The organism is Uliginosibacterium sediminicola (assembly GCF_039631295.1).
Taxonomy (GTDB): Bacteria; Pseudomonadota; Gammaproteobacteria; order Burkholderiales; family Rhodocyclaceae; genus Viridibacterium; species Viridibacterium sediminicola.
In genome coordinates this window covers 131,586-154,235 of the sequence record NZ_JBDIVE010000001.1, presented here as the reverse complement: position 1 = coordinate 154,235, position 22,650 = coordinate 131,586, and the positions used below count along the sequence as shown (strand labels likewise).

The 22,650-nt window shown below is 63.8% G+C and carries 24 protein-coding genes; 15 read left to right on the top strand and 9 right to left on the bottom strand.

Going from position 1 to position 22,650, the window contains the following annotated elements; all coding sequences use genetic code 11:
* Nucleotides 1–97 precede the first annotated feature (97 nt).
* Nucleotides 98–550 (bottom strand): rhodanese-like domain-containing protein, encoded by a 453-nt coding sequence (locus ABDB84_RS00760; protein ID WP_345917754.1) that lies wholly within the window; start codon nt 548–550, stop codon nt 98–100.
* Nucleotides 551–920: 370 nt separating this feature from the next.
* Here ABDB84_RS00760 and glnA point away from each other — a divergent pair, with 370 nt between their 5' ends.
* From glnA to ABDB84_RS00730, 6 genes are all read left to right on the top strand, one after another.
* Nucleotides 921–2,333: a type I glutamate--ammonia ligase gene (glnA, locus tag ABDB84_RS00755; RefSeq protein WP_345917753.1), complete on the top strand. Its 1,413-nt coding sequence runs from the start codon at nt 921–923 to the stop codon at nt 2,331–2,333.
* Nucleotides 2,334–2,478: 145 nt separating this feature from the next.
* A complete protein-coding gene (locus ABDB84_RS00750) occupies nt 2,479–2,964 on the top strand; it encodes a DUF4124 domain-containing protein (RefSeq protein WP_345917752.1) in 486 nt (161 codons plus the stop codon).
* 106 nt (nt 2,965–3,070) lie between these two features.
* On the top strand, nt 3,071–4,156 hold the full coding sequence (gene glnL / locus ABDB84_RS00745) for a nitrogen regulation protein NR(II) (protein WP_345917751.1): 1,086 nt from the start codon (nt 3,071–3,073) through the stop codon (nt 4,154–4,156).
* Nucleotides 4,157–4,223: 67 nt separating this feature from the next.
* Nucleotides 4,224–5,645: a nitrogen regulation protein NR(I) gene (ntrC, locus tag ABDB84_RS00740; protein ID WP_345917750.1), complete on the top strand. Its 1,422-nt coding sequence runs from the start codon at nt 4,224–4,226 to the stop codon at nt 5,643–5,645.
* Nucleotides 5,646–5,717: 72 nt separating this feature from the next.
* Nucleotides 5,718–6,515, top strand: coding sequence for a biotin--[acetyl-CoA-carboxylase] ligase (locus ABDB84_RS00735; RefSeq protein ID WP_345917749.1), 798 nt, complete (start codon nt 5,718–5,720; stop codon nt 6,513–6,515).
* A 48-nt stretch (nt 6,516–6,563) separates the two neighbouring features.
* Nucleotides 6,564–7,280 carry a type III pantothenate kinase gene (locus ABDB84_RS00730; protein WP_345917748.1) on the top strand — a complete coding sequence of 239 codons (717 nt, stop codon included), beginning with the start codon at nt 6,564–6,566 and terminating at the stop codon, nt 7,278–7,280.
* Here the strand turns inward: ABDB84_RS00730 and ABDB84_RS00725 are convergent, their stop codons facing one another.
* Complete coding sequence (locus ABDB84_RS00725; protein WP_345917747.1) at nt 7,281–8,129, bottom strand: MipA/OmpV family protein; 849 nt, start codon at nt 8,127–8,129, stop codon at nt 7,281–7,283.
* Nucleotides 8,130–8,235: 106 nt separating this feature from the next.
* Between ABDB84_RS00725 and ABDB84_RS00720 the strand changes: the two genes are divergently transcribed.
* From ABDB84_RS00720 to ABDB84_RS00705, 4 genes are read left to right on the top strand one after another with little or no spacing between them, the layout of a single operon-like run.
* Nucleotides 8,236–9,015: an SPOR domain-containing protein gene (locus ABDB84_RS00720; protein WP_345917746.1), complete on the top strand. Its 780-nt coding sequence runs from the start codon at nt 8,236–8,238 to the stop codon at nt 9,013–9,015.
* Nucleotides 9,012–9,686, top strand: a complete 675-nt coding sequence (coaE, locus tag ABDB84_RS00715) for a dephospho-CoA kinase (RefSeq protein WP_345917745.1) — start codon at nt 9,012–9,014, stop codon at nt 9,684–9,686. The genes ABDB84_RS00720 and coaE overlap by 4 nt, the downstream gene beginning before the upstream one ends.
* A complete protein-coding gene (zapD, locus tag ABDB84_RS00710; RefSeq protein ID WP_345917744.1) occupies nt 9,683–10,438 on the top strand; it encodes a cell division protein ZapD in 756 nt (251 codons plus the stop codon). The genes coaE and zapD overlap by 4 nt, the downstream gene beginning before the upstream one ends.
* A gap of 42 nt (nt 10,439–10,480) precedes the next feature.
* On the top strand, nt 10,481–11,080 hold the full coding sequence (locus ABDB84_RS00705; protein ID WP_345917743.1) for an SCO family protein: 600 nt from the start codon (nt 10,481–10,483) through the stop codon (nt 11,078–11,080).
* Nucleotides 11,081–11,151: 71 nt separating this feature from the next.
* Here the strand turns inward: ABDB84_RS00705 and rpoH are convergent, their stop codons facing one another.
* The 5 genes from rpoH to ftsY form a co-directional block, all read right to left on the bottom strand.
* Nucleotides 11,152–12,027 carry an RNA polymerase sigma factor RpoH gene (rpoH, locus tag ABDB84_RS00700; RefSeq protein WP_345917742.1) on the bottom strand — a complete coding sequence of 292 codons (876 nt, stop codon included), beginning with the start codon at nt 12,025–12,027 and terminating at the stop codon, nt 11,152–11,154.
* An 83-nt stretch (nt 12,028–12,110) separates the two neighbouring features.
* Nucleotides 12,111–13,007, bottom strand: a complete 897-nt coding sequence (gene ftsX, locus ABDB84_RS00695; protein ID WP_345917741.1) for a permease-like cell division protein FtsX — start codon at nt 13,005–13,007, stop codon at nt 12,111–12,113.
* A complete protein-coding gene (locus ABDB84_RS00690) occupies nt 13,004–13,657 on the bottom strand; it encodes a cell division ATP-binding protein FtsE (protein WP_428715058.1) in 654 nt (217 codons plus the stop codon). Before ABDB84_RS00690 ends, ftsX begins: the two co-directional genes overlap by 4 nt.
* 6 nt (nt 13,658–13,663) lie before the next feature.
* The gene (locus tag ABDB84_RS00685) at nt 13,664–14,830 is read right to left on the bottom strand and encodes a dienelactone hydrolase family protein (RefSeq protein ID WP_345917740.1); all 1,167 of its coding nucleotides are present in this window, start codon (nt 14,828–14,830) and stop codon (nt 13,664–13,666) included.
* 49 nt (nt 14,831–14,879) lie between these two features.
* The gene (gene ftsY, locus ABDB84_RS00680) at nt 14,880–15,872 is read right to left on the bottom strand and encodes a signal recognition particle-docking protein FtsY (RefSeq protein WP_345917739.1); all 993 of its coding nucleotides are present in this window, start codon (nt 15,870–15,872) and stop codon (nt 14,880–14,882) included.
* A 111-nt stretch (nt 15,873–15,983) separates the two neighbouring features.
* Here ftsY and rsmD point away from each other — a divergent pair, with 111 nt between their 5' ends.
* Genes rsmD through ABDB84_RS00665 form a run of 3 tightly spaced genes read left to right on the top strand, consistent with a single transcriptional unit; the run spans nt 15,984 to nt 17,293 of the window.
* Nucleotides 15,984–16,526, top strand: coding sequence for a 16S rRNA (guanine(966)-N(2))-methyltransferase RsmD (gene rsmD, locus ABDB84_RS00675; protein ID WP_345917738.1), 543 nt, complete (start codon nt 15,984–15,986; stop codon nt 16,524–16,526).
* Nucleotides 16,523–17,014, top strand: a complete 492-nt coding sequence (gene coaD, locus ABDB84_RS00670; protein ID WP_345917737.1) for a pantetheine-phosphate adenylyltransferase — start codon at nt 16,523–16,525, stop codon at nt 17,012–17,014. Before rsmD ends, coaD begins: the two co-directional genes overlap by 4 nt.
* A gap of 24 nt (nt 17,015–17,038) precedes the next feature.
* Entirely contained in the window at nt 17,039–17,293 is a 255-nt protein-coding gene (locus ABDB84_RS00665) for a YfhL family 4Fe-4S dicluster ferredoxin (RefSeq protein WP_345917736.1), read from the top strand.
* 72 nt (nt 17,294–17,365) lie between these two features.
* Here ABDB84_RS00665 and ABDB84_RS00660 read toward each other — a convergent pair whose 3' ends face one another.
* Both ABDB84_RS00660 and mutM read right to left on the bottom strand, forming a co-directional pair.
* Complete coding sequence (locus tag ABDB84_RS00660; RefSeq protein ID WP_345917735.1) at nt 17,366–19,333, bottom strand: dynamin family protein; 1,968 nt, start codon at nt 19,331–19,333, stop codon at nt 17,366–17,368.
* A 113-nt stretch (nt 19,334–19,446) separates the two neighbouring features.
* Nucleotides 19,447–20,262, bottom strand: coding sequence for a bifunctional DNA-formamidopyrimidine glycosylase/DNA-(apurinic or apyrimidinic site) lyase (gene mutM / locus ABDB84_RS00655; protein WP_345917734.1), 816 nt, complete (start codon nt 20,260–20,262; stop codon nt 19,447–19,449).
* A gap of 114 nt (nt 20,263–20,376) precedes the next feature.
* Here mutM and ABDB84_RS00650 point away from each other — a divergent pair, with 114 nt between their 5' ends.
* Nucleotides 20,377–22,083, top strand: a complete 1,707-nt coding sequence (locus ABDB84_RS00650; protein WP_345917733.1) for a tetratricopeptide repeat protein — start codon at nt 20,377–20,379, stop codon at nt 22,081–22,083.
* Nucleotides 22,080–22,649, top strand: coding sequence for a lipoprotein insertase outer membrane protein LolB (gene lolB / locus ABDB84_RS00645; RefSeq protein WP_345917732.1), 570 nt, complete (start codon nt 22,080–22,082; stop codon nt 22,647–22,649). Before ABDB84_RS00650 ends, lolB begins: the two co-directional genes overlap by 4 nt.
* The last annotated feature ends 1 nt before the right edge of the window (nt 22,650 follow it).

Sequence of the window (22,650 nt, the reverse complement as noted above, 5' to 3'; positions counted from 1 at the left end):
TTGAGCTCTGCTACGTGGGGCGTGCTGCACGCACGCGTTGGCGGCGATTATCCATCAGCCGCCCGTGTCTGGGATGGGCGCTGGGTGCGTCCTCGGTTCAGGACTGGGTCCAGGGCAAGCCGGCGTGACGCCAGCCACCGATATTGCCGCGATGGGCGTTGACGTCCTTGTCACCCTCGAAGCCTTCGAGGATGTTGTAGCAGGCTGCAAAGCCGGCCTCGTGCGCGGCCGAGGCGGCAGCGTGCGAGCGCGCACCGCTGCGGCAGATGAACAGCGCCGGCGCGTCGCTGGCGTGCTGCTTGCGCAGCTGCTCGAGGAACAGCGGATTGGGCTGGCTGCCCGGCCAGGAATTCCACTCGATCTCCAGCGCGCCCGGAATCCGGCCGACCCAGTCCAGCTCGGCACGGGTGCGGACGTCGATGATGCGCGCTTGCGCATTCTGCGTCACCAGGGCATGTGCCTCGCTGGGCGTGAGGGCGCCCTGATACGGCAGTTTGAGCTGGCTGGCGCGGTCGTGGGCCAGTTTGAGGATGTCGCTGATCTCTTTCATCTTGAGTCTGGATAGGTGTTGGCTAGCAGGCGAGAGTATGCGCTGTCAGCTTGCGGGCGACAATCGCCGCGCCGCTGCGGTGCAATGCTCCGAATTGGTGCGTCAAAAAGTGTCGGTGCGCCTGTTTTGTGCGGCCTTATGTCGCGCGGGATGCCCTTTGATAGGGCATGGTCTGTGGCACAATGCGCCTCGATCTGTAAGCAAGGCGTAATCGAACCCGTGGCATGTTAAATGCTTCCAGTTTTCCGATTACCCGCTACCAGCAAGGACTCTTGTCTCTGGTGTGCTTTCGCATCGGCAGTGCGCGGAAGCTGACAGGCAAACAGGTTTTCACCGCTTAACTGGTTCAATTCTCTTTTTTGGAGTGTATATGACGACCTCTCAAGACGTGCTCAAGCTGATCAAGGAAAACGACGTCAAGTTTGTTGATTTCCGCTTCACCGATACTCGCGGCAAGGAACAGCACGTTGGCGTGCCCATCAGCGCGTTCTCTGAAGACAAGTTCACTGAAGGGCATGCATTCGATGGTTCGTCCATCGCTGGCTGGAAGGGTATTCAGGCCTCCGACATGCAGCTGATGCCGGACCCGAGCACCGCCTTCATCGACCCGTTCTTCGATGAAACCACGCTGGTGCTCACCTGTGACGTCGTTGAGCCGTCCGACGGCAAGGGTTACGACCGTGACCCGCGCTCCATCGCCAACCGCGCCGAGGCTTACCTGAAGTCCTCCGGTATTGGTGACACCGCTTTCTTCGGTCCGGAACCCGAATTCTTCATCTTCGACGCAGTCGAGTGGAAGACCGATATGTCCGGCTCCTACGTCAAGATCCACGCTGAAGAAGGTGCCTGGGCCTCGAACGAGAAGTTCGAAGGCGGCAACACCGGTCACCGGCCGTCGGTGAAGGGTGGTTACTTCCCGGTTCCCCCGGTTGATTCCTTCAACGACATGCGCGCGCAAATGGTGCTGCTGCTCGAAGCCGCTGGCGTGCCGGTTGAAGTGCATCACCACGAAGTGGCAACGGCCGGTCAGAACGAAATCGGCACCAAGTTCAACACCCTGGTGCGCCGCGCTGACCAAACCCAGCTGCTTAAGTACATCGTGCACAACGTTGCACACCAGTACGGCAAGACCGCGACCTTCATGCCCAAGCCCATCGTTGGCGACAACGGTTCCGGTATGCACGTTCACCAGTCGATCTGGAAGGATGGCAAGAACCTGTTCGCAGGCAATGGCTATGCCGGCCTGTCCGAGTTCGCGCTGTACTACATCGGCGGCATCATTAAGCACGCCAAGGCGCTGAATGCCATCACCAACCCGCTGACCAACTCGTACAAGCGCCTCGTGCCGCACTACGAAGCGCCGGTCAAGCTGGCTTACTCGGCCAAGAATCGTTCGGCTTCGATCCGTATTCCGTTCGTGCATAGCGACAAGGCGCGCCGTATCGAAACCCGCTTCCCGGATCCGGGTGCAAACCCCTATCTGTGCTTTGCTGCACTGATGATGGCCGGTCTGGATGGCGTGGCGAACAAGATTCACCCGGGCGATCCGGCTGACAAGAACCTGTACGACCTGCCGCCGGAAGAAGATGCACTGATCCCGACCGTTTGCGCCAGCCTGGAAGAAGCGCTGGACAACCTGAAGAAGGATCACGCCTTCCTGACCGTTGGCGGTGTGTTCAGCGAAGACTTCATCTCGTCCTACATCGATCTGAAGATGGAAGACGTGAATCGTCTGCGCATGACCACCACGCCGGTCGAATTCGAGATGTACTACTCGGTTTGATCTGCGCGCCCCTCGGGGCGCTGGTTCAAGACAAAAAAGGACGGGGTGACCCGTCCTTTTTTCATGGCTGCCGCAGAGCGGGTCTTGGCTTGCTTTTTTCGCGCATCACCCTACACTCGGCTGCGCCCCCATTCCTCCGCTTGCCATGAAATCCCTGTGTCTCCAGCTTGTTTTGCTGTTTGCCTTGCTGCCTGGTCTGGCCTGCGCCGACGTGTATAAGTGTGTCGACGAGGCGGGCCGTGTGACCTATACGAATGACAAACCGCGCGGCCAGAAAGGCTGCAGTCTGCTGTCGCGCGATCTGCCTTCTGGCGGTAGCGCGCCCACACTGTCCTCACCCAAGCGCGCAGCAAGTGGCGGAGGCTCTTCGCCAGCGGATTTCCCGCGAGTGGATGGCGCGCAGCAGCGCGATCGCGACAGCAACCGGCGCCGCATACTCGAGCAGGAGCTGGCCACTGAGCAGCGCCTGCTGGACGAGGCGCGCAAGAATCAGCGAGAGATAGAACAGGCTGCGCCGCAGGAACGTACGACGCCCAAATACCAGGCGCGCCAGAATGCTTTGCGTGAAGAGCTGCTGCAGCACGAGACCAATATCAACAAACTCAAGGCCGAACTGGGGAATACCCGCTGATGCGGGCACCGCGATTGTGCTCTGATTCGTCTGATGCGTGCCCGCGCCCTGAGGTTTGCGCCACTCGGGTGCGCGATGGCGTAATTCTTGCTCTGCAACAGGGAATATGAGCCCTCCTAGCGCACCACTGCCTTCACAGCACTTTTCCGAGAAGACCCAGGGTCTGGAACTGCTGTCCTCCGCCATCATCATGGTGGATAACTCCTTGACGGTCTGCTACATCAATGCAGCCGCCGAGAATCTGTTTGCCGTCGGTAACCGGCAAGCGCTGGGTCGTGCCTTGCTGCCCTTGCTTGGCGATACCACGGGTTTGAAGGCGGCGCTGGATAGCGCACTGGCCCACAACTGGAGCTATACCGGTCAGAACGTGGTGATCCGCCGCGTGCATCGCACCTCATTGCATCTCGATTGCACGGTGACTCCGGTCGATCTGTCGCCGGCGCGCTTGCTGCTGGAATTCCGGCCGATTGATGCGCAGCTGCGCGTGGCGCGTGAAGAGCGGCTGATCGAGCAGCAACAGGCCAATCGCGAGCTGATCCGCAATCTCGCCCATGAGATCAAGAATCCGCTCGGCGGCATCCGTGGTTCGGCGCAATTGCTGGAGCGCGAACTCGATGATCCGCAGTGGCGCGAGTACACCCAGGTGATCATTGCAGAGGCTGATCGCCTGCAGGATTTGATGAACCGCCTGCTCAATTCGCATCGCATGATGCGGCCCATCGTGCTCAATATTCACGATGTGCTCGAACGTGTGTTGCGCCTGGTGCAGGCCGAATTTCCTTCGGTCAGTATGCGGCGCGATTATGATGTCAGCCTGCCGCAGGTGACGGCGGACCGCGAGCAGCTGATCCAGGCTGTGCTCAACATCGCCCGCAACGCCGCCCAGGCCATGGATGGCGAAGGCGAGATCGTGTTGCGCACGCGCGCGGCGCGGCAGGTCACGCTGGCCAAGCGCCGCCACAAGTTGGCATTGGAATTGCAGGTGATCGACAACGGCCCGGGTATTCCGGACGAGATTCGTGACAAGATCTTCTACCCGCTGGTCTCGGGGCGTGAGGGTGGCTCCGGTCTCGGCTTGTCGATTGCGCAAAGCTTTGTCGAGCAGCATCAAGGCACCATTGATCTGGAAAGCGTGGCCGGCAGGACGGTGTTCACCATCATGCTGCCGCTGACCCAACCGAATTCAAATTGACGTATGGCCTGTCATGCGCGCAGCGCATGCTGGCTAATCACAGCAGACTACAACGACGGACCCTTTTATGAATCCTGTCTGGATTGTTGACGACGACCGCTCCATTCGCTGGGTGCTTGAAAAGGCCCTGGCCCGCGAAGACATTGCCTTCCGCAGCTTTTCCTCGGCGACCGAGGCGCTGGCGGTGCTGGAGTCGAATGCCACGCCGCCCCAGGTGCTGATGTCCGATATCCATATGCCGGGTGAATCCGGCCTGGTGCTGCTGCAGAAAGCCAAGGAGCGCTATCCTCAGCTGCCGGTCATCATCATGACCGCCTACACCGACCTGGATAGTGCCGTGGCGGCCTTCCAGGGCGGCGCCTTCGAATACCTGCCCAAGCCTTTCGATGTCGATCAGGCCATCGACTTGCTGCGCCGCGCACTGGAGGAGAGCAAGCATCATCCGGGCGCGGTCGAAGAGGTGACTGCTGTGCCCGAGATCCTCGGTCAGGCGCCCTCGATGCAGGAGGTGTTCCGCGCCATTGGCCGTCTCTCGCAGTCACATGCCACGGTGCTGATCAATGGCGAATCCGGTACCGGCAAGGAGCTGGTGGCGCGTGCCCTGCATCGTCACAGCCCGCGCAAGGAAGGGCCTTTCGTGGCGATCAACACGGCGGCGATTCCGCGTGATCTGCTTGAATCCGAGCTGTTCGGCCACGAGCGTGGCTCCTTCACCGGCGCCACCGCGCAGCGGCGCGGCCGCTTCGAGCAGGCCGAGGGCGGCACCTTGTTCCTCGACGAAATCGGCGATATGCCAGCCGAGTTGCAGACGCGTCTCTTGCGCGTGCTCTCCGACGGCCACTTCTACCGCGTTGGTGGCCATACGCCGGTCAAGGCCAATGTGCGCGTGATTGCCGCGACCCACCAGAATCTGGATCAGCGCGTGCGCGAAGGTCAGTTCCGCGAAGACTTGTTCCACCGCCTCAACGTCATCCGTTTGCGCCTGCCGCCTTTGCGCGAGCGCCGTGAAGACGTCTCCATCCTGACCCGCCATTTCCTCGCGCAGAGCGCGCAGCAGCTGGGTGTGGAATCCAAGCGCCTCACCGAGGCGGCGGTCAAACACATCCAGACCCTGGATTTCCCCGGCAATGTGCGCCAGCTCGAAAACCTCTGTCACTGGCTGACGGTGATGGCGCCGGGGCAGATGGTCGATCTGGCCGATCTGCCTTCCGAGATTCGCGAAGCGACGCCCAGCGCGACGCCGACCGCACTCTCCGGCGACTGGCTCTCCGCGCTGAATGCTGAAGCCGACCGCTTGCTGGCGGTGGCGCCGGGCGAGGTCTATGACCGTCTCAACCGCGAGTTCGAGAAAGCGCTGATCATGCGTGCCCTGGCCACCACGGGCGGGCGCCGTGTTGAAGCGGCACAGCTCCTGGGGATCGGGCGCAACACCATCACCCGCAAGATCCAGGAACTGGGCATCGACGGCGGCAAGGAAGAGCTGGACTGATCCGCCAGGCTGCGCGGCAAGGCGCGCAGGACGTATCATCGCGCCTTTGCTTTTGCATGACATTCACGGTTCATGGCAGCCACTGCATCCTTTGACCTGCGGCGCGTACGTGACGCACTGGGCGAACAAGCCTCGCGTTTTGACGTCGACCATCTCGCCCAGTGCGATTCCACCAATACGCAATTGCTGGCGCGCGCCCAGCGCGGTTCCGGCTCGGGCACCGTGCTGGTGGCCGACGTGCAGAGCGCCGGGCGTGGCCGTCGCGGGCGCAGCTGGGTGTCGATTCCCGGCGGCAATCTCTGTTTCTCCCTGCTCTGGCGCTTCGCGGCGCAACAGCGGCTGGAAGGCCTCAGCCTGGTCGTCGGCCTCGCCATCGTGCGCGCCTTGCAAAGCCTGCAGGTGTCCGGCCTGTCGCTCAAATGGCCGAACGACATCCTGCTCGATGGTCGCAAGCTCGGCGGCGTGCTGGTTGAAGTCGCGCAGGGCGCGCAAGGCGAGTGGGCGGTGGTGATCGGCATCGGCCTCAATCTGCGCCAGGCGCCGGATCTGGCTGAGGAGATCGCGCAGCCCTTTGCGGCCTTGTCCGAATGCGGCGAGCCGCCTGCGCGCGAGCTGTTGCTGGCCGCCGTGCTGCGGGCTTTGCTCGATGTGCTGGAAGCTTTTGCGCGCGAGGGCTTCGCGCCTTTCGTCGAGGCCTGGATGCCCTGGCACGCCATGCTGGGGGCAGAGGTGACGGTGGAGCAGCATGGTCTGGTGCGTCATGGTCGCTGCGGTGGCGTGGATGCCCTGGGCCGCCTGGCGATCGACATGCCCGAGGGGCAGGTCTTCGTTTTCGGTGGCGAGGTGAGCTTGCGCCGCGTCCAGGCGTAAGATCGCCGCATTCATCTTCCCCTTTGCCGACTTCAGCGCCTGGCGCCTATGTACCTTCTTATCGATGCGGGCAATACCCGCGTAAAGTTCGCCGGCCATGACGGCCAGCACTGGCTGTTCGAGCAGGCCGAGGCACATGACGCTTTGCAGCTGGCCTTGCCGGCCTGTTTTGAGCCGCATTCCGTGCATTGGCTCAGCGTGGCGGACGAGGCGCTCAATGCGCGCATCGCCAGCTTGCTCGGCCCACATGCCCAGCGCATGACGCGGGTGCGCGCCAGTGCGGCGGCGGCCGGCTTGCGCAATGATTACGCGCAGCCGACGCAGCTGGGCGCAGATCGCTGGGCGGCTGCCGTGGGCGCCTGGCATCAGGTGCAGGGGGCGTGTCTGGTGGTCAGCGCCGGCACCGCGACGACGGTGGATGTGATCAGCGCTGAGGGCGTGTTTGAGGGGGGCTGCATCCTGCCGGGCCTGGACATGATGCGCGCGGCGCTGGCCAGCGGTACGGCGGCTTTGCCCTTCGCCGAGGGCCGTCTGGTCGCGCGGCCGCGCAATACGGCGGATGCCATCTACGCCGGCTGCCTGCATGCCCAGCTGGGCGCAATCGAGCGCATGCGCGCCAGTTTGCCGGCCGGCGCGCCGCTGCTCTTGGCGGGCGGCGCGGCGGGCGTGCTGCGTGAGCACCTGGCGGAGCCCCTGGTGTGGGCGCCGCGTCTGGTGCTCGAAGGTCTGCTGCAGATTGCACGCAGCGCGCCGGTAGCGTCCTGATCAATCGTCGTCGTTGGAGATGACGCGCTCATCCGATTGCGCGAAGACCCAGGCGATGCCGATCCCGGCGGAGACATTGGTCTTGCGGGCGACCAGCGGGCTGTTGTCGAACACCGCGCCCTTGACCGAGCTCAGGCGCACAAAACCACCCAGCCACAGCTTGTCGAAGCGGCGTGACAGGCTGCCAGTCATCTGCCAGCCGCCGTAGCCGCTCTGTGCCTGGTAGGCCGGGCGGTTGGCCGTTGCATATTGCGAATCGACGGCGTACAGGAAGCGATGATATTGCCGCGTACCGGCATACAGCCCGATCTGGGTGCCGATATGCCAGCCCGCCGGGGGCGTGATCGACAGATTGAGCGCCGGTGTGAAGGTCAGCCCCTGGCCTTCGCCGCCCGAGGTGATCACCTGGCGCAGCGGCAAGCGCAAGTCCAGACGTGTTTCATCGCTGGCCTTGCCGAGCAGGCGCACGATGGCCTGCGGGCCGATTTCCAGCGTCGGGTCCAGATCCGGCATGCCCTGACGCACCGCATTGTCCTTGCTCTTGACGGGCACGCCGCCGCTCAGACTCAGTTCGAGATCGAGGCGCTCGCTGTCGAAGAGCATGCCGCGCACACCGCTGCGGTCAGCCTTGATGATCTCGCCACGGTAAATGGCGTAGGGGAAGGGCAGGGTCGCCGTGGTTTGGTGATCGGCGCCGCGATAATCCGGCAGCGAAAACACGCTCAGGCCCGCGCCCAGTTCCCACTTGGGTTGGCTGCGCGCAGGTGCCGCATCGGTCGAGTCGGCTGCTCTGGCAGGCTGGAGGCCGATGCAGAGCAGGAAACAGAGTGGTGCAGCTAGCTGGCGCATGGTGAGCGGTATCCGGAGGTAATGCCGCATTCTCGCAGAATTCTTTGCTGCGACCGTTTGGCATGAGGGCTTGGAACTGCGGCGCGAGGCAAGGATAATCGCGTGCATGACTGGTCTGCGCGTTTCCTTTTACTTCCTGCTGGTGCTCAATATCGCCTGCCTTGCCGTTGCGGCCATGCCCTGGCTGGGATTTGAACCGCTGTTCATGGGCACCAGCGAGCCTGAGCGCATGCGCAACCAGCTGTTCCCCGAAAAATTGCGCGTGCTTGCATCGACCAGCACCGATGCCGCGTCGGCGCCTGCCGCAGCAGCCAGTGTGGCGGCCGCTGAAGCGCCGGCCAGCGCGCCGCAGGCCGCTGCTTCCGAAGTTCCCGCCGCGGCCAGCGCGGTCAGTGCGAGCGGCACGCCCGCTTTGAGCAGCACGGCGCTGGCCTGCGTGGCGATCAGTAATCTCAGTGCTGATCAGGCGCAGAGTCTGACGCAGCAGGCGCGCGCGGCGGATAAATCGATTGTCGTGCGCGAGGGCGAAGCCGCGCCATCAGCCTACTGGGTGAATATTCCCCCGCAAGGCGGCAAGGCGGGCGCGGATCGGCGCGCTGCCGAGTTGCACAAACTCGGCCTGGAAGACTTCTTCATCGTGCAGGAGGCTGGCCCCAATCGCTATGCCATTTCGCTGGGGCTGTTCCGTGGCGACACACTGGCCCGCCGCCATCTGGAAACCCTGCAGAAGCGTGGTGTGAAAGGGGCGACGGTGAGCACGCGCTACAACGCCAACAGCGCACGTGTCGAAATCCAGGGGCCGGGCGGCGTATTGGAGCGACTTCTGCAGGCGGCGCAGGACAGCATCAAGGGTAGCGAACAGCAAAGCTGCAAGGCGGCGGGATGAGCGCTCCCTCACGTCCGCCCGTGCTGGGTTTGACCGGCGGCATTGGTAGCGGCAAAAGCGCTGCCGCCAATCGCTTCGCCGAGCTGGGGGTGTGCGTGGTCGATACCGACGTGGTTGCTCATCAGCTGACCGCGCCGGGGGGCGCAGCGATTGCTGCGCTGCGCGAGGCTTTCGGCGCCGCGATGATCAACGCCGAGGGCGCGCTGGACAGAGCGGCAATGCGTCGTCTGGTGTTTGCCGACAGCGACGCGCGCAGCACCCTTGAAGGCATTCTCCACCCGCTGATCCGCGCCCGCTGCGAGGCCCTGCTGGACGCTGCGAGCACGCCCTATGCGGTGCTGGTGGTGCCCTTGCTGGTCGAGCATCCCTACTGGTTGCAGCGCTGTGATCGTGTGCTGCTCATCGATTGTCCGGAAGCGGTGCAGATCGAGCGCGTCATGTCGCGCAGCGGCATCAGCCGTGAGGAAGTTCAGGCAATTGTCCGCGCGCAAGCCAGCCGTGAAGCGCGTCGTGCGATTGCGCACGAAATCATTGACAATGGCGGGGATTTTGATAGTTTGCGAGCACAGGTGGATAGCCTGCATGCCCGCTGTCTGTCTGCTGCCGCGACTTGGTCCGGCAGCTTGCCTTCCCCCTCAGTCCAACCCGCTCCCGTGCCCGGTGTGCAGTGATTACATATGAATATCCTCTGAACGAGCGCATCCGCACGCTGCTGCGTCTGGAGGCCTTGTTCGACAAGGCGCTGCACTTTGCCACGGCAGACAATGCCTACGCGCATCACGCAGCCTTGATGGCCTTGTTCGAGATTCTGGAGGTCGCCGGGCGCGCGGATCTGAAAGTCGACCTGGTCCAGGAGCTGGAGCGTCAGCGCCAGACCCTGCAGGCCTACCGTGACAATCCGCAGATTTCCAAGGAAGCGCTGGCCGACGTGCTCAGCGAGATCGAACAGGCCAGCGTCGCCTTGCTCGCCATGACCGGCAAGATCGGCCAGTACGTGCGCGACTCCGAATGGCTGATGGCGGTGCGTTCGCGGGCCGCGATTCCCGGCGGACTGTGCGAGTTCGATCTGCCCTCCTACCACCACTGGCTGCATGAAGAAGCCGAGCTGCGGCGCAAGGATATCCGCGCCTGGCTGGCACCGATGTTCCCGATCCGCGACGGCCTGACCATCGTGCTGCGCCTGCTGCGCGAGAGCGGGCGGCCCGAGCTGCAGCTGGCGCGCCTGGGTTCCTACCAGATCATGATGAGCGGGCGTGCGGCGCAGATGGCGCGTGTGCGCCTGTCGCAGGAACAGGCTTGCGTGCCCGAGATCAGCGCCAACAAATATGCTTTCAACATCCGTTTTGTCGGTCTGGAGTTCGCTGCGCGGCCCTCGGCCTTCGACAAGGATGTCTCTTTCGAACTGACTTTCTGCAATCTCTGAGCGCAGTCTTTGGCTGCGGCCTCCGAGCCGCTGTGTGAGCGCATGATCCAATTCCCGTCCAGATTCCGCCGCTGGCTGCTGCCGGCACTGCTCTGCCTTGGGCTGGCGGCGTGTGAGGCGCCGACGCGCTTCAGCGCGACCGATATCACCGGCACCGATTACGGTCCCGCGCTGCGCTTGCCGGACAGCCATGGCAAAGCGCGCAGCATGGCCGATTTCAAAGGCAAGGTCGTTGCCGTGTTCTTCGGCTACACGCAATGCCCCGATGCCTGCCCGACCAGTCTCGCCTTGATGGCCGATGTGACGCGGCAGCTGGGCGCCGATGCGGCACGCCTGCAGACCCTTTTCGTGAGTGTTGATCCGCAGCGTGATACGCCAGAGATGCTCAGCCAGTATGTGGCGGTGTTCAATCCGGATTTCATTGCCTTGCGCGGCGATGCCGAGCAGGTCAAGGCGGTCGCCAAGACTTTCGGCGTGTTTTACGAGAAGCGTGGCGACATCGCCAGCGGGCGTTACACGGTCGATCATACGGCCGGCATCTACCTGTTTGATCCGCAGGGCCGCACCCGCCTGTTCGTGCGCTACGGCGAGGCGCCGGACAAGCTGCTGAGTGACATCCGCCTGCTGATGGCGGGCAAATAGGGAAGTGTTCTGTCCGCAGAATGCAAAAGGCCGACTTCAAGTCGGCCTTTTGGTATGCGCTTGCTGCGTGCTCAGGCGGCGGTGAGCAAGCCACGCATCTTCTGCATTGCCTTGGCTTCGATCTGACGGATGCGTTCAGCGGAGACGCCGTATTCGGCGGCCAGCTCGTGCAGGGTGGCGGCGCTGCCGTCTTCATCGACCAGCCAGCGGCGGGCGACGATGGCGCGGCTACGCTCGTCGAGGCTGGCCAGCGCATTGCGCAGGCCGTCTTCGTTGAGGCGTTCGATCTGCGCCGTCGCCAGCTCTTCCGAGGGCTCCGGTGCGCTGTCGGCGAGCCAGGCGCTGGGTGCCGAGCGGTATTCGTCGTCTTCGTCGGAAGAGCCGTCCAGGGCCACATCGCCGCCGGCAAAGCGCGCTTCCATCTCGAACACTTCTTCAGTCTTGACGCCCAGCTTCTTGGCGATCTCGGCGGCTTCATCGCCGGTCAGGTTGTGCGCGGCTTCGCCGTTCTGGCTGCGCATGCTGCGCAGATTGAAGAACAGCTTGCGCTGTGCCTTGGTCGTGGCGATCTTGACCAAGCGCCAGTTCTTGAGGATGTATTCGTGGATCTCGGCCTTGATCCAGTGCATCGCGAAGGAGACCAGGCGCACGCCGCGATCCGGATCGAAGCGCTTGACCGCCTTCATCAGGCCGACATTGCCTTCCTGGATCAGGTCGGCATGGGCCAGACCGTAGCCGAGGTAGTTGCGCGCAATCGAGACGACCAGGCGCAGATGCGAGAGCACCAGAGCGCGGGCCGCTTCGAGATCGTTGTCGCGCTTGAGACGGCGTGCCAGATCGAGCTCCTGCGCTTCGCTGAGCAGCGGGAACTGGTTGGCGGCGGAAATGTACTGATCAATGCTGCCCAGGGCACTGGGCATCGGAAAACTCAATGCGCTAGTAGTCATGGCAACCTCCTTGAGACTGACGCTTGCAGAAATTTTAGCACTCACCAGCATGGAGTGCTAACACCTCGCGAAAGTTCCAGGATTCAATCGACCAGACCGTCGTGGATATGGCGTGACACCGACAAGGCTGCGCCGAGCAGGCCGAGCAGCGCGGCAAAGATCAGCAGGGCGGCGGCTTGCCAGGGCAGCGGGCCGCTGAGGCTGAGCACGATGCTGTAGCGCTGGGCCAGCGCTGCGATCTGCGGCGCCAGCACCGCCACCAGCGCAGCGACCAGGCCCCAGGCCAGCAGACCGCCGAGCAGGCCTTGCAGCAGGCCGAAGTAGAGGAAGGGGCGGCGCACATAGTTGCGCGTGGCGCCCAGCAGCAGCTTGACCGAGATCTCATGCCGCTGGGTGAGGATCTGCAGGCGGATGGTGTTGAAGGTAACGATGATCAGCGCAGTGCCGAGCAGGATCGCCAGCACCACGCTGGCCGTGCGTGCCAGCGCAACGATGGCGGCGAGGCGTTCGACCCATTCGGCGTCGAGCTGCACCAGGGCCACTTCGGGCATTTTGCTGAGCTGGCTTTGCAGCGCCTTGACGCTGGCCGGGCTGTCATCGCGCGGGTCGAGGATGAAGGCATCGGGCAGCGGGTTGTCGCGCAGCGCGCCGGCAACATCGGCAAAGCCGCCCTTGGCGGCCAGCTGCTTGAGGGCCACGTCGCGGGCGACGAAGCGCAGACCGGCAATCTGCGGCATGCTGCGCAGGCGTTGTTCGACCGCCTGGGTGGCCGCTCCGCTGACCTCCAGCTTGAGGAAGACGCTGATCTCGGGCCGGCCGGTGAGGCCGCGCGCGAGGCTGGCGAGATTATCGACCAGCACATAGCCCAGCGCCGGCAGGGTCAGCGCGATAGCGATGACCAGGGACGAGAGCAGGGTGCCGAAGGGTTTGCTGATCAGGCGTTGCAGCGCTTGCTGCAGGGCGTGGACGTGTTCGCTCATGCCAGCAGCCGTCCATGGGCGAGTTCGACGCGGCGAGCGCCATAGGGCGAGTAGAGCGTGTCGTCGTGGGTGGCGAGGATCAGGGTCACGCCGGCGGCGTGGAAGCTGCGGAACAGCGCTGCGATCTCGCGCGCATAGGCCGGATCGAGGTGGGCCGTCGGTTCGTCGGCGATGAGGATGCTCGGCCGATTGACGATGGCGCGGGCAATCGCCACGCGCTGCTGTTCGCCGCCGGAGAGGGTGATCGGCATGGCTTTTTCGAATTCGCCGAGGCCGACTTTCTCCAGCGCGACGCGCACGCGCGCATGGGCGTCGCTGGGGCGTTCGCCGGAGACGATCAGCGGCAGCAGCACGTTGTCGAATACCGTGCGATCCATCAGCAGGCGATGCTCCTGCATCACCAGGCCGAGGCTGCGGCGCAGGTAAGGCACTTGCGAGCGGCGCATGCGGCCGACGTCCAGGCCATTGACCAGGACGCGGCCGCTGCTCGGGGCTTCCAGTGCGGCAATCAGCTTGAGCAGGGTGCTCTTGCCGGCGCCGGAATGGCCGGCCAGCACCAGCAGCTCGCCGTGGCGGATTTCGAGCTCAAGGTCGATGAGGGCCTCGTGGCCGCCGGGGTATCGCTTGCTGACGTGATCGAACTGGATCATGAAGACTTATCGGGTGTTGGCAAACTGCTTGTCGAGCCAGTCATAGGCAGTGTCCTGCGTATCCTTGATGAACTCGTGACCGCCCGGCAGCATGCGCGTATCGAGCTTGTCATCGGCCTTCCACGCGCCCCACACCTTGTGCAGCTTGTCGTAAGAAGCTTTGACCGAATCCACCGGGAACAGCGGGTCTTTTTCGCCTGCGAAGAATAGCATGGGCTTGGGGGCGGCCAGACTGGCGACATCCGGGAAGTCCAGATAACGCAAGACGCCCGGGTGCAGCATGTTCCAGGCCGAGGCGCCCTTGAGCTGGTTGTTGCCCGGCACCATCAGACCTTCGGTGGTGGCCAGCCAATTGACGACCACGCCCGCGGTGATCGAATCAGACAGCGCAGCCACTTGCCAGGCGCGGAAGGCGCCCATCGAGAAGCCGACGACGGCGACCCGCTTTTTGTCGACCTGGGCCTGGGTGGCGAGGAAGTCCGCCGAGCGCGCATCTTCCAGCGCCATGATGCCGGCCAGCGAACTGCCCAGATTGAAGGCATTGGCCGCCACGGCTTGCTGGATGTCGAAAGCCAGCGCGGCGCGGTCGCCCCAGCCCAGCGCGTCGGTGGCGAGCACCACATAGCCGCGCTTGGCCAGTTCGTCGCCGGGGAAGCGTTCCGAGAAGTACTTCTTGGCCCAGGCCTTGGAGGACTCCAGGCGCGCATCATTGCCCCAGGTTTCGATCAGCTTTTCCTTGCCGATGTCGAACTTCGAGCCATGGTCGTGCAGCATCAGCGCGGCCGGGAACGGGCCTTTGCCCTTGGGCACCAGCAGCAGCGCCTGTACGCGGCTCTCGGCGGTGACATTGAAGACGACCTTGCGCGCGAGGTAGCTGCCGCGGTCCTGTTCGTCGAGCACCACGGCGTTGAACGGGGTGCGCTCGGGCGACTGCAGGGTCAGCTCCCACATCTTGTCGCGACCGGCCTTGCGCCAGGCGGGCAGATCCTTGACGGCCGGCGTCCACGCCAGCTGGAAATTGAGCTTGGCCTTGAGTGCCTTGTAGAAGGCAGGCATGTTGTCCTGAATGCCGACGGTCTGGAAGTCGGCTTCGGCAGCGTGAGCGATGGGCGCGATAATCATGGGCAGCAGGGCGCTGAGCAGCGCCGTTTTAAGGCCTGGCAGGCGGAACATGGGTTTGTCTCCTTGTTGTGTGTTACCGGTAGCATGCCTTCACCATACCTCAGGCTGCAGGTTTTGTCACAAAGAGCGCTTCCACGAATTCACCTGCATCAAAAGGCTGTAGGTCTTCGATGCCTTCGCCCACACCGATGAAGCGCAGCGGTTTGGGCTGGCTGCGCGCAATGGCGGCCAGCACGCCACCCTTGGCGGTGCCGTCGAGCTTGGTGATGATCAGGCCGGTAACGCCGATCGAGGCGTCGAAGGCCTTGAGCTGGGCCAGCGCGTTCTGGCCGATGTTGGCGTCGAGCACCAGCAGCACCTCGTGCGGGCCGCTCGGCTCGGCTTTCTGGATCACGCGGCGCACCTTGGCGATCTCTTCCATCAGGTGCAGCTGGGTGGGCAGGCGGCCGGCGGTGTCGATCAGCACTACGTCGATATTGCGCGCGCGCGCCGCAGCAATAGCGTCAAAGGCCACTGCCGCCGGGTCGCCGCCATCCTGGGCGATCACCGTCACGTTGTTGCGCCGTCCCCACTCCAGCAGCTGTTCGCGCGCGGCGGCACGGAAAGTGTCGCCGGCGGCCAGCAGCACGCTCTTGCCCTGCGCCTGGAAGTGGTGGGTGAGCTTGCCGATCGAGGTTGTCTTGCCGGCGCCGTTGATGCCCGCCAGCATGATGATGAAAGGCTGTTTGCCGCTGATGTCGAGCGGTGCCTGCAGCGGCGCGAGCAGTTGCTTGAGCGCTTCAGCCAGCGCCGCTTGCAGCTCTTCGCCGGTTTCGAGTTTGTCGCGCTTCCAGCGCAGCCTTAACTCGGTTAGCAAAGCCGTGGTAGCCTCCACGCCGCAGTCGGCCATCAGCAAGGTCGTTTCGAGCTCTTCGAGCAGCTCTTCGTCGATCTTGCGGCGTGAAAACAGGCTGCCGATGGCGCCGAACTGCTCGCGCGTACGCGACAGGCCGGATTTGAGACGGTCGAGCCAGCCGGCGGGCTTTTCGGCGGCCGGCGTGGGGCTGGTTTCGGGAGCGGCGCTGTCGCCGGATTTCTTGAAGAAACTGAACATGGTGTGGTGCTGTGTGGGCTGCTGCAAAGGCCGGCCTGGTACAGTGCAGACAGGCGGCAATGGAATGGGTACAAAGTCTAGCAGAGAGCCCGGCTTGAGGACGAAAGCATAGTGAGCAAGGTGCGTATCGTGGGCGGCAGCATGCGCTCGCGCCTGATTGATGTGCCGGACGCCATGGGTCTGCGGCCAACGCCCGACCGGGTGCGCGAGACCTTGTTCAACTGGCTGGGTCAGGATCTGGCCGGCTGGCGCTGTCTGGACCTCTTTGCCGGTAGCGGGGCGCTGGGGCTGGAAGCGGCCTCGCGCGGCGCCGAGGAGGTCGTGCTGCTCGAATTTTCGGCCAAAGTGCATGCCCATTTGCAGAAAACCCTGCTTGCGCTGGGGCCAAACAATGTTCGGTTGCAACGGGGTGATGCGCTAAGATTCGTGCAGGAACAGGTCGGCCAGTTCGATCTGTTGATGCTCGATCCGCCCTATCGTCAGGGCTGGTTGGAGAAGATCGAAGCGCATGTGGCGCGCCTGCTCAGGCCGGGCGCGCGGGTTTATGTGGAAGCCGAAACTCCGCTGACAGCCTTTGCCGGCTTGAGTCTGCTCAAGGCGGGAAAGGCCGGCCAGGTGCACTATCAGCTGTTTGCCGCTGGAGAGGATGAATGAGTCGAAATCTGGCGGTCTATCCCGGCACCTTCGATCCGCTGACGCGAGGGCATGAGGATCTCGTGCGCCGCGCAGCCAATATGTTTGACCGCGTGATCGTCGGTGTCGCGCAAAGTGCCGGCAAGCGGCCGCTGTTCTCGCTCGAAGAGCGGGTCGAGCTTGCCACCGAGGTGCTGGCGCCTTTGCCGAATGTCAGCGTGGTTGGCTTTTCCGGCTTGCTGATGGATTTCATCCGCAGCCACGGCGCGCATATCATTGTGCGTGGCCTGCGCGCGGTGTCGGACTTTGAATACGAGTTCCAGATGGCCGGCATGAACCGAAAGCTCTATCCGGATGTCGAAACCGTATTCCTGACGCCTGGTGAAGAGTTCATGTTCGTCTCGGCGACGATGGTGCGCGAGATTGGCTTGCTCGGCGGCGATGTCACCAGCTTCGTGCAGCCCTGCGTGGTTGAGCGGATCGAACGCAAATTGCGCGCTGAAAATTGATTTGTTATGGAAAGGTTTTGAACGATGGCCCTGATGATTACGGACGAGTGCATCAACTGCGACGTCTGCGAACCCGAATGCCCCAACGAAGCGATCTCGCAGGGCGCGGAAATCTACGAGATTGATCCCAACAAGTGCACCGAATGTGTCGGTCACTACGATGAGCCGCAGTGCCAGCAGGTCTGTCCGGTCGATTGCATTCCGCTCAACCCGGATGTGGTCGAAGACAAGGACCAGCTGATGAAGAAGTACTACAAGCTCACCGAAGCCAAGGCCTGATCACGGCTGGCTTGTTGTTGGGCCAACAACAAGGGCGCCCGCGGGCGCCCTTGTTGCGTTCTGGCCGCCCGCTCAGGCCGCCATGCTGTGTTGCGGCGGCGTGCGGTCCTCGGTTTGTTCGCTGCCCAGGGTTTGCTGAATGGCCTGCCGGATCGCGTTCAGCTCATGCAGCTGGCGCGCCAGTGCGTTGTCGGCCTCGCGCAGTTCAAGGATGCGCTCTTCGAGCGTGCTGGTCGCTTCGTGCACACGTTTGACGCTCTCCAGACGGCGCTTGAGCTGCAGCTGGTATTCGCGCACCTGGGTTTCCAGCGGCGCCATCACCGCGCGCAGCCATTGTTCGATGTCGCGGTTGGCCAGTTCGAAGGTGCGCCGCGCCTCGATCGCGATGGTGTCGAAGAAGCGCTGGGTGACGGTGCCTTTCCACTGCGTGAGCATGGCGCTCACGGTGTTGATCTGGTCGTCAAAAGCACGCTCCAGACGCGTGATCTCGTGCTCGTAGCGCGCGGTTGAGAAGTTTGCCGGCGGCGCCAGCTTGAGGCCGTGTTCGACGGCGAAGCGCTTGTACATCGCGTCGAGCATCGAGGTGATCTCGTTGATCTCGGCCGAGGACTTGCGCAGATTGCCGCGCAGGCTGCCGAAGAACTGCAGCATCGCCTCGCGCAGGCCGCGCGAGAAGTTCGCCTCGCTCATCCGCGCCCGTGTGCGGCGCGTCTCGGAGCGCACGGTGTCCACGCCGATGTGGGCGAACAGGCGGTTGGAGAGGCTGGTGAATACGCTGCGCACGGCATGGTATTTCTGCAGGCCGTCCTCGAACTCTTCCTTTTCGGCGCGCACCTTGCGCATCATGTATTCGATGACGCCCTGATTCTTGCCGCGCAGGTCCGACATCTCCTTGAGCTGCTCGCGCAGATTGCGTTCGCGCACCTGCAGCAGCTCGCTGACGCGGCGGATCACTTCGCTGCTCTCGGCGAGCGCATTCTCGCCAGCGATGTGGCGACGGGTCGGCAGCAACTCGGTGCTCAGCGCAGATTCCAGGGTTTCGATGCGCGAGCGTGCGAGCAGGGCCGGGTCGTGATTGACCTTGGCGTACAGCGCTTTCTGCGCCGACACCGGGTAGATCTGCTCGCTGGTGATGTGCAGGGTTTCTGCCACCGAGCTGACCTGGCGCGCGATTTCGGCATCGATCTGCGCTTCGCTGCGCATGCCGTCCCACAGACCGTCGATCTTGTTGAGCACCACCAGGCGACCGTTTTTCTGTGCGCGGCCGACGTTGACGTGTTTCTCCCAGACCTGCAGGTCGCTCTGCGTCACGCCGGTATCGGCGGCCAGCAGATAGAGCACGGCATGTGCGTTGGGAATCATCGACAGGGTCAGCTCAGGCTCGGAGCCGATGGCATTGAGGCCCGGCGTGTCGACGATGACCAGGCCTTGCTCCAGCAAAGGATGCGGGAACTGGATCACGGCATGGCGCCAGCAGGCGACTTCGACCAGGCCTTCGGCGTCGGGGCGGGTGCCGTCGACGCCGGTGTCATCGACCGGGAAACCCATGCTCTCGGCTTCTTCGCGGCTGACCCGCTTGGTCTCGGCAACCCGCATGAAGGCTTTTTGCAGGCTCTCGGCGCTGTTTACATCAAACGCTTCGAAGTGCCATTCGGCCGGCGTGCGGCGCAGTTCGGCGACGCTCTCCTGACGGCGACGCGTCTCGATCGGCAACAGCTGGATCCCGGGTTTGCTGTGTGCGTCCCAGGCCAGTTCGGTCGGGCACATGGTGGTGCGGCCGGCGCTTGAAGGCAGGATGCGGATGCCGTACTGGGCAAAGAAGATGGCATTGATCAGCTCGGACTTGCCGCGCGAGAACTCGGCGACGAAGGCGACGACCAGCTTGTCGTCCTTGAGCCGTTCGAGCACGTGCTGCAGGCGCAGGTCGGCCTGGGCGTCGGACAAATCATTGTTTTGCAGCCAGGTACGCAGCTGCTGCACGACGGCGCTGACCTCGCCGCGCCAGCGCGAAAATTCGGAAAACTGGTCAATCAGGGCCATGAACGGGCCTCCGCTTGTACATGAGCAAACATTCTCAAGCATAGCCCGAAACAGCATGCCTGAAACAACAGGGGGATTCCGCTGGCACAGCGCAGCACGCCGCTTGTCTGCCGTCAGCGACGCTGGCAGTGAGCGCAGAAAAAAGTGCTGCGTTGCGCCATGACGACTTTGCGGATGGCGCGTCCGCAGACGCGGCAGGCTTCGCCTTCGCGAGCGTAGACAAAGTAATTCTGCTGGAAATAACCCGAGCGTCCGTTGACCGCGACGAAATCGCGCAGCGTGCTGCCGCCGGCCGCCAGCGCTTCCTGCAGCGTCTCTTGCACACACTGCACGAGGCGCGCGCAGCGCGCAGCCGAGAGCCGCCCGGCGGGCGTGTCGGGATGAATGCCGGCGCGGAACAAGGATTCCGAAGCGTAGATATTGCCGATGCCGACCACCCGCTGGGCGTCCATCAGCCACAGCTTGATCGGCGTCTTGCTGCTGCGCGTTGCCTGGTAGAGCCAGGGGCCGTCGAAGCTGTCTTCGAGCGGTTCAATCCCCAGCTTGGCCAGCAGCGGATGACTCTCCACTGGCGGTGCGACCCATAGCACGGCGCCGAAGCGGCGCGGGTCATGCAGGCGCAGCAGGCGTTCGCCCAGTACCAGGTCGAAGTGATCATGCTTGTCGGCGGGCGTCTCGGCGGGCAGTACTCGCAGGCTGCCAGACATGCCCAGATGGATCAGCAGGCTGCCGCTGGCGATATCGAGCAGCAAATATTTTGCACGTCGCCTGACCGCATCGATGCGGTAGCCGCACAGCAGCTCGGCCAGATTGTCCGGCACCGGATAGCGCAGACGCGGCTGGCGCACCGTGATGGCGGTGATCTGCTGGCCGCCGATGTGCTCGGTAATGCCGCGGCGGGTGGTTTCGACTTCGGGGAGTTCGGGCATGGCGCGCTGCTGTCGGATGGGGTGGCGACATGATATTCCCTGTGGCCGGCCGCACGGCGCTGCCGCCTTCCGGGCGAACTGCTAACATTCGCTGCATTGCCCACCGGAGTTGCCATGCCTGCCCCCGCATTCTTGCGCCGTACCCTGCTTGCCCTGGCTGTTGCGGCCTGCTCCGCTGGTGCGGCAGCGCAAACGGCTGATCCCAAGCCGGCGATCATCGTCAAGCAGGAGATGTCGACCGGCGAGGTCCTGTTGCGCATCATGCTGGCCGAGACCGCCGCTGTGCGCGCGCAGCCTGAGCTGGCGGCGTATCTGTATGTCGATCTGGCGCAGACGACGCGGGACGCGCGGATCGCCAAGCGCGCCACCGAGCTCTCTTTGCAAGTCGGCCAGATCGAACTGGGTGGCAAGGCTGCACGCCTGTGGAGCACGCTCGAACCGAATTCCAGCAATGCCCTGCAAGCGCTGGCGCTGGCCTTGTCCGGCGAGCACGCCAATCTGGCCGATATCGAGCCGCCGCTGCGGCGCATGCTCGAATCCGACACCTTGCCGACCGAACTCTTGCTCGGCCAGCTGCCCCAGCTGCTGTCGCGCTACCCCGACAAGGCCGCTGCGGCCGCCATGCTCGAACGCCTGACCCAGCCTTATCTGCAGTATCCGGAAGCGCATCTGACACGCGCCATCATGTCGCTGAGTGCAGGCGACATGAGCAAGGCTGAGCGCGAAGCGCAAAAGGTGCTCGATATTCGCCCCGATGCCGAAGCGGCCGCCCTGGTACGCGCCGAAGCATCACCGCAGAAGCGCCGTGCGGCGGCCATGGAGGAGCTGGGCAAGTTCGGCAAGCGCTATCCGCAGGCCAAGTTGGCGCGTGAGGCGTATGCGCGCTGGCTGGTCAGCGAGGGGCGTCAGGCGGAAGCCAGCGAGGCCTTTAACAGGCTGCAGGCCGAATTCCCTGATGATGATGACCTCAGTTTTCAGTCGGTCGGCATGTTGCTGCAGATTGGTGATACCGCGCGCGCCGAGGGTTTGATCAAGAAACTGCTGGCACGCCAGTACCGCGCCTCCGAGGTGCTCTACCTGCAGCTGGGCGAAATCCAGGCCAATAGCGGCCGTGCGCAGGAGGCGGTGGTCAGTTACAGCGCGGTGCCTGTCGGCAAGTATTTCCTGACCGCCCGCTTGCGTGCTGCAGATCTGCTCGCCAGCAAGCAGGGGCAGTATGCCGATGCGCTGCGCGTGCTGGCCGAGGGGGCGGAAAAAAGCCCGGCCGACGTGGTGATGCTGACCCTGGCCCAGGCCGAACTGCTCAACCGCAACAAGCAGCCCGAGCAGGCGCTGGCGCTGCTCGAAAAGCTCATGCTCAGCAAGCCGGAGGCACTGGAGCTGCGCTTCCAGGCCGCCATGCTGGCCGACCAGCTCAAGCGCTACGAGCAGATGGAGCAATGGCTGCGGCAGGTTCTGACTGCCAAGCCGGATAATGCTTCGGCACTCAATGCCTTGGGTTACTCGCTGGCTGACCGCAATATCCGCCTTGATGAAGCGGATGGCTTGCTGGCCCAGGCCTTCAAGCTGGAGCCGGGCAATGGCGCCATCGTCGATAGTCTGGGTTGGTTGCGCTTCCGCCAGGGGCGCTATGACGATGCGCTTGAGCTGTTGCGCAAGGCCTATGTTCTGCAAGCCGATGGCGAGATCGCGGCGCATCTGGGCGAGGTGCTGTGGCAGCACGGCCAGCAGGACGAAGCGCGCGCCGTGCTGAAGGCGGCCCTGTTACGCGAACCGGATAACGAAGCGCTCAACGAAGTGGTGCGGCGCCTGCTTAAATGAGCGCGCGACGTGCGTTTCTTGCGCAGGGCAGCGCTGTGCTGCTGGCGGGCTGTGCGGCCACAGGCTTGCGTCAGGACATCACGCCGCGCCCGCCGCGTGACGCGCTTGCCAGCTTCGTCCTTGAAGGGCGTGCGGTGATCCGCCAGGGCTCGCGTGCCGACAGCGTGCATCTGTCCTGGGAGCACAGTGAAGGCCGCGACACGATCAGCTTCGCCAACATGCTTGGCATGCAGCTGGCCGAGCTGCAGCGCGATGCGCAGGGCGCGCGCTGGCTGAGCGCCGATGGTGAGCGCGTCGAGGCCTATTCGGCCGATGCGCTGATCGCCCGGCTGACCCATGATCCGGTGCCGATCGACGCGCTCGCCCTGTGGGTGACCGGGCGTGCGGCGCCCGGAGCGGCGCTGCAGCTTGATGCCCAAGGGCGCATGCTGGGCGCGCAGGAAGCAGGCTGGACCGTACGCATCCTGGCCTATGAAAACGAGCAGGCGAATGCCTTGCCGGCACAGCTCGAAATCGAGCGTGGCGCGCTGCGCATCCGTCTGGCCATTGAAAGCTGGCAGTTCTGAG

Excerpts from the sequence above, each read along its gene's own strand:
- ABDB84_RS00760 (WP_345917754.1), bottom strand. The coding sequence starts at position 550 with ATGAAAGAGATCAGCGACATCCTCAAACTGGCCCACGACCGCGCCAGC.
- glnA (WP_345917753.1), top strand. The coding sequence starts at position 921 with ATGACGACCTCTCAAGACGTGCTCAAGCTGATCAAGGAAAACGACGTC.
- ABDB84_RS00750 (WP_345917752.1), top strand. The coding sequence starts at position 2,479 with ATGAAATCCCTGTGTCTCCAGCTTGTTTTGCTGTTTGCCTTGCTGCCT.
- glnL (WP_345917751.1), top strand. The coding sequence starts at position 3,071 with ATGAGCCCTCCTAGCGCACCACTGCCTTCACAGCACTTTTCCGAGAAG.
- ntrC (WP_345917750.1), top strand. The coding sequence starts at position 4,224 with ATGAATCCTGTCTGGATTGTTGACGACGACCGCTCCATTCGCTGGGTG.
- ABDB84_RS00735 (WP_345917749.1), top strand. The coding sequence starts at position 5,718 with ATGGCAGCCACTGCATCCTTTGACCTGCGGCGCGTACGTGACGCACTG.
- ABDB84_RS00730 (WP_345917748.1), top strand. The coding sequence starts at position 6,564 with ATGTACCTTCTTATCGATGCGGGCAATACCCGCGTAAAGTTCGCCGGC.
- ABDB84_RS00725 (WP_345917747.1), bottom strand. The coding sequence starts at position 8,129 with ATGCGCCAGCTAGCTGCACCACTCTGTTTCCTGCTCTGCATCGGCCTC.
- ABDB84_RS00720 (WP_345917746.1), top strand. The coding sequence starts at position 8,236 with ATGACTGGTCTGCGCGTTTCCTTTTACTTCCTGCTGGTGCTCAATATC.
- coaE (WP_345917745.1), top strand. The coding sequence starts at position 9,012 with ATGAGCGCTCCCTCACGTCCGCCCGTGCTGGGTTTGACCGGCGGCATT.
- ABDB84_RS00705 (WP_345917743.1), top strand. The coding sequence starts at position 10,481 with ATGATCCAATTCCCGTCCAGATTCCGCCGCTGGCTGCTGCCGGCACTG.
- rpoH (WP_345917742.1), bottom strand. The coding sequence starts at position 12,027 with ATGACTACTAGCGCATTGAGTTTTCCGATGCCCAGTGCCCTGGGCAGC.
- ftsX (WP_345917741.1), bottom strand. The coding sequence starts at position 13,007 with ATGAGCGAACACGTCCACGCCCTGCAGCAAGCGCTGCAACGCCTGATC.
- ABDB84_RS00690 (WP_428715058.1), bottom strand. The coding sequence starts at position 13,657 with ATGATCCAGTTCGATCACGTCAGCAAGCGATACCCCGGCGGCCACGAG.
- ABDB84_RS00685 (WP_345917740.1), bottom strand. The coding sequence starts at position 14,830 with ATGTTCCGCCTGCCAGGCCTTAAAACGGCGCTGCTCAGCGCCCTGCTG.
- ftsY (WP_345917739.1), bottom strand. The coding sequence starts at position 15,872 with ATGTTCAGTTTCTTCAAGAAATCCGGCGACAGCGCCGCTCCCGAAACC.
- coaD (WP_345917737.1), top strand. The coding sequence starts at position 16,523 with ATGAGTCGAAATCTGGCGGTCTATCCCGGCACCTTCGATCCGCTGACG.
- ABDB84_RS00665 (WP_345917736.1), top strand. The coding sequence starts at position 17,039 with ATGGCCCTGATGATTACGGACGAGTGCATCAACTGCGACGTCTGCGAA.
- ABDB84_RS00660 (WP_345917735.1), bottom strand. The coding sequence starts at position 19,333 with ATGGCCCTGATTGACCAGTTTTCCGAATTTTCGCGCTGGCGCGGCGAG.
- mutM (WP_345917734.1), bottom strand. The coding sequence starts at position 20,262 with ATGCCCGAACTCCCCGAAGTCGAAACCACCCGCCGCGGCATTACCGAG.
- ABDB84_RS00650 (WP_345917733.1), top strand. The coding sequence starts at position 20,377 with ATGCCTGCCCCCGCATTCTTGCGCCGTACCCTGCTTGCCCTGGCTGTT.
- lolB (WP_345917732.1), top strand. The coding sequence starts at position 22,080 with ATGAGCGCGCGACGTGCGTTTCTTGCGCAGGGCAGCGCTGTGCTGCTG.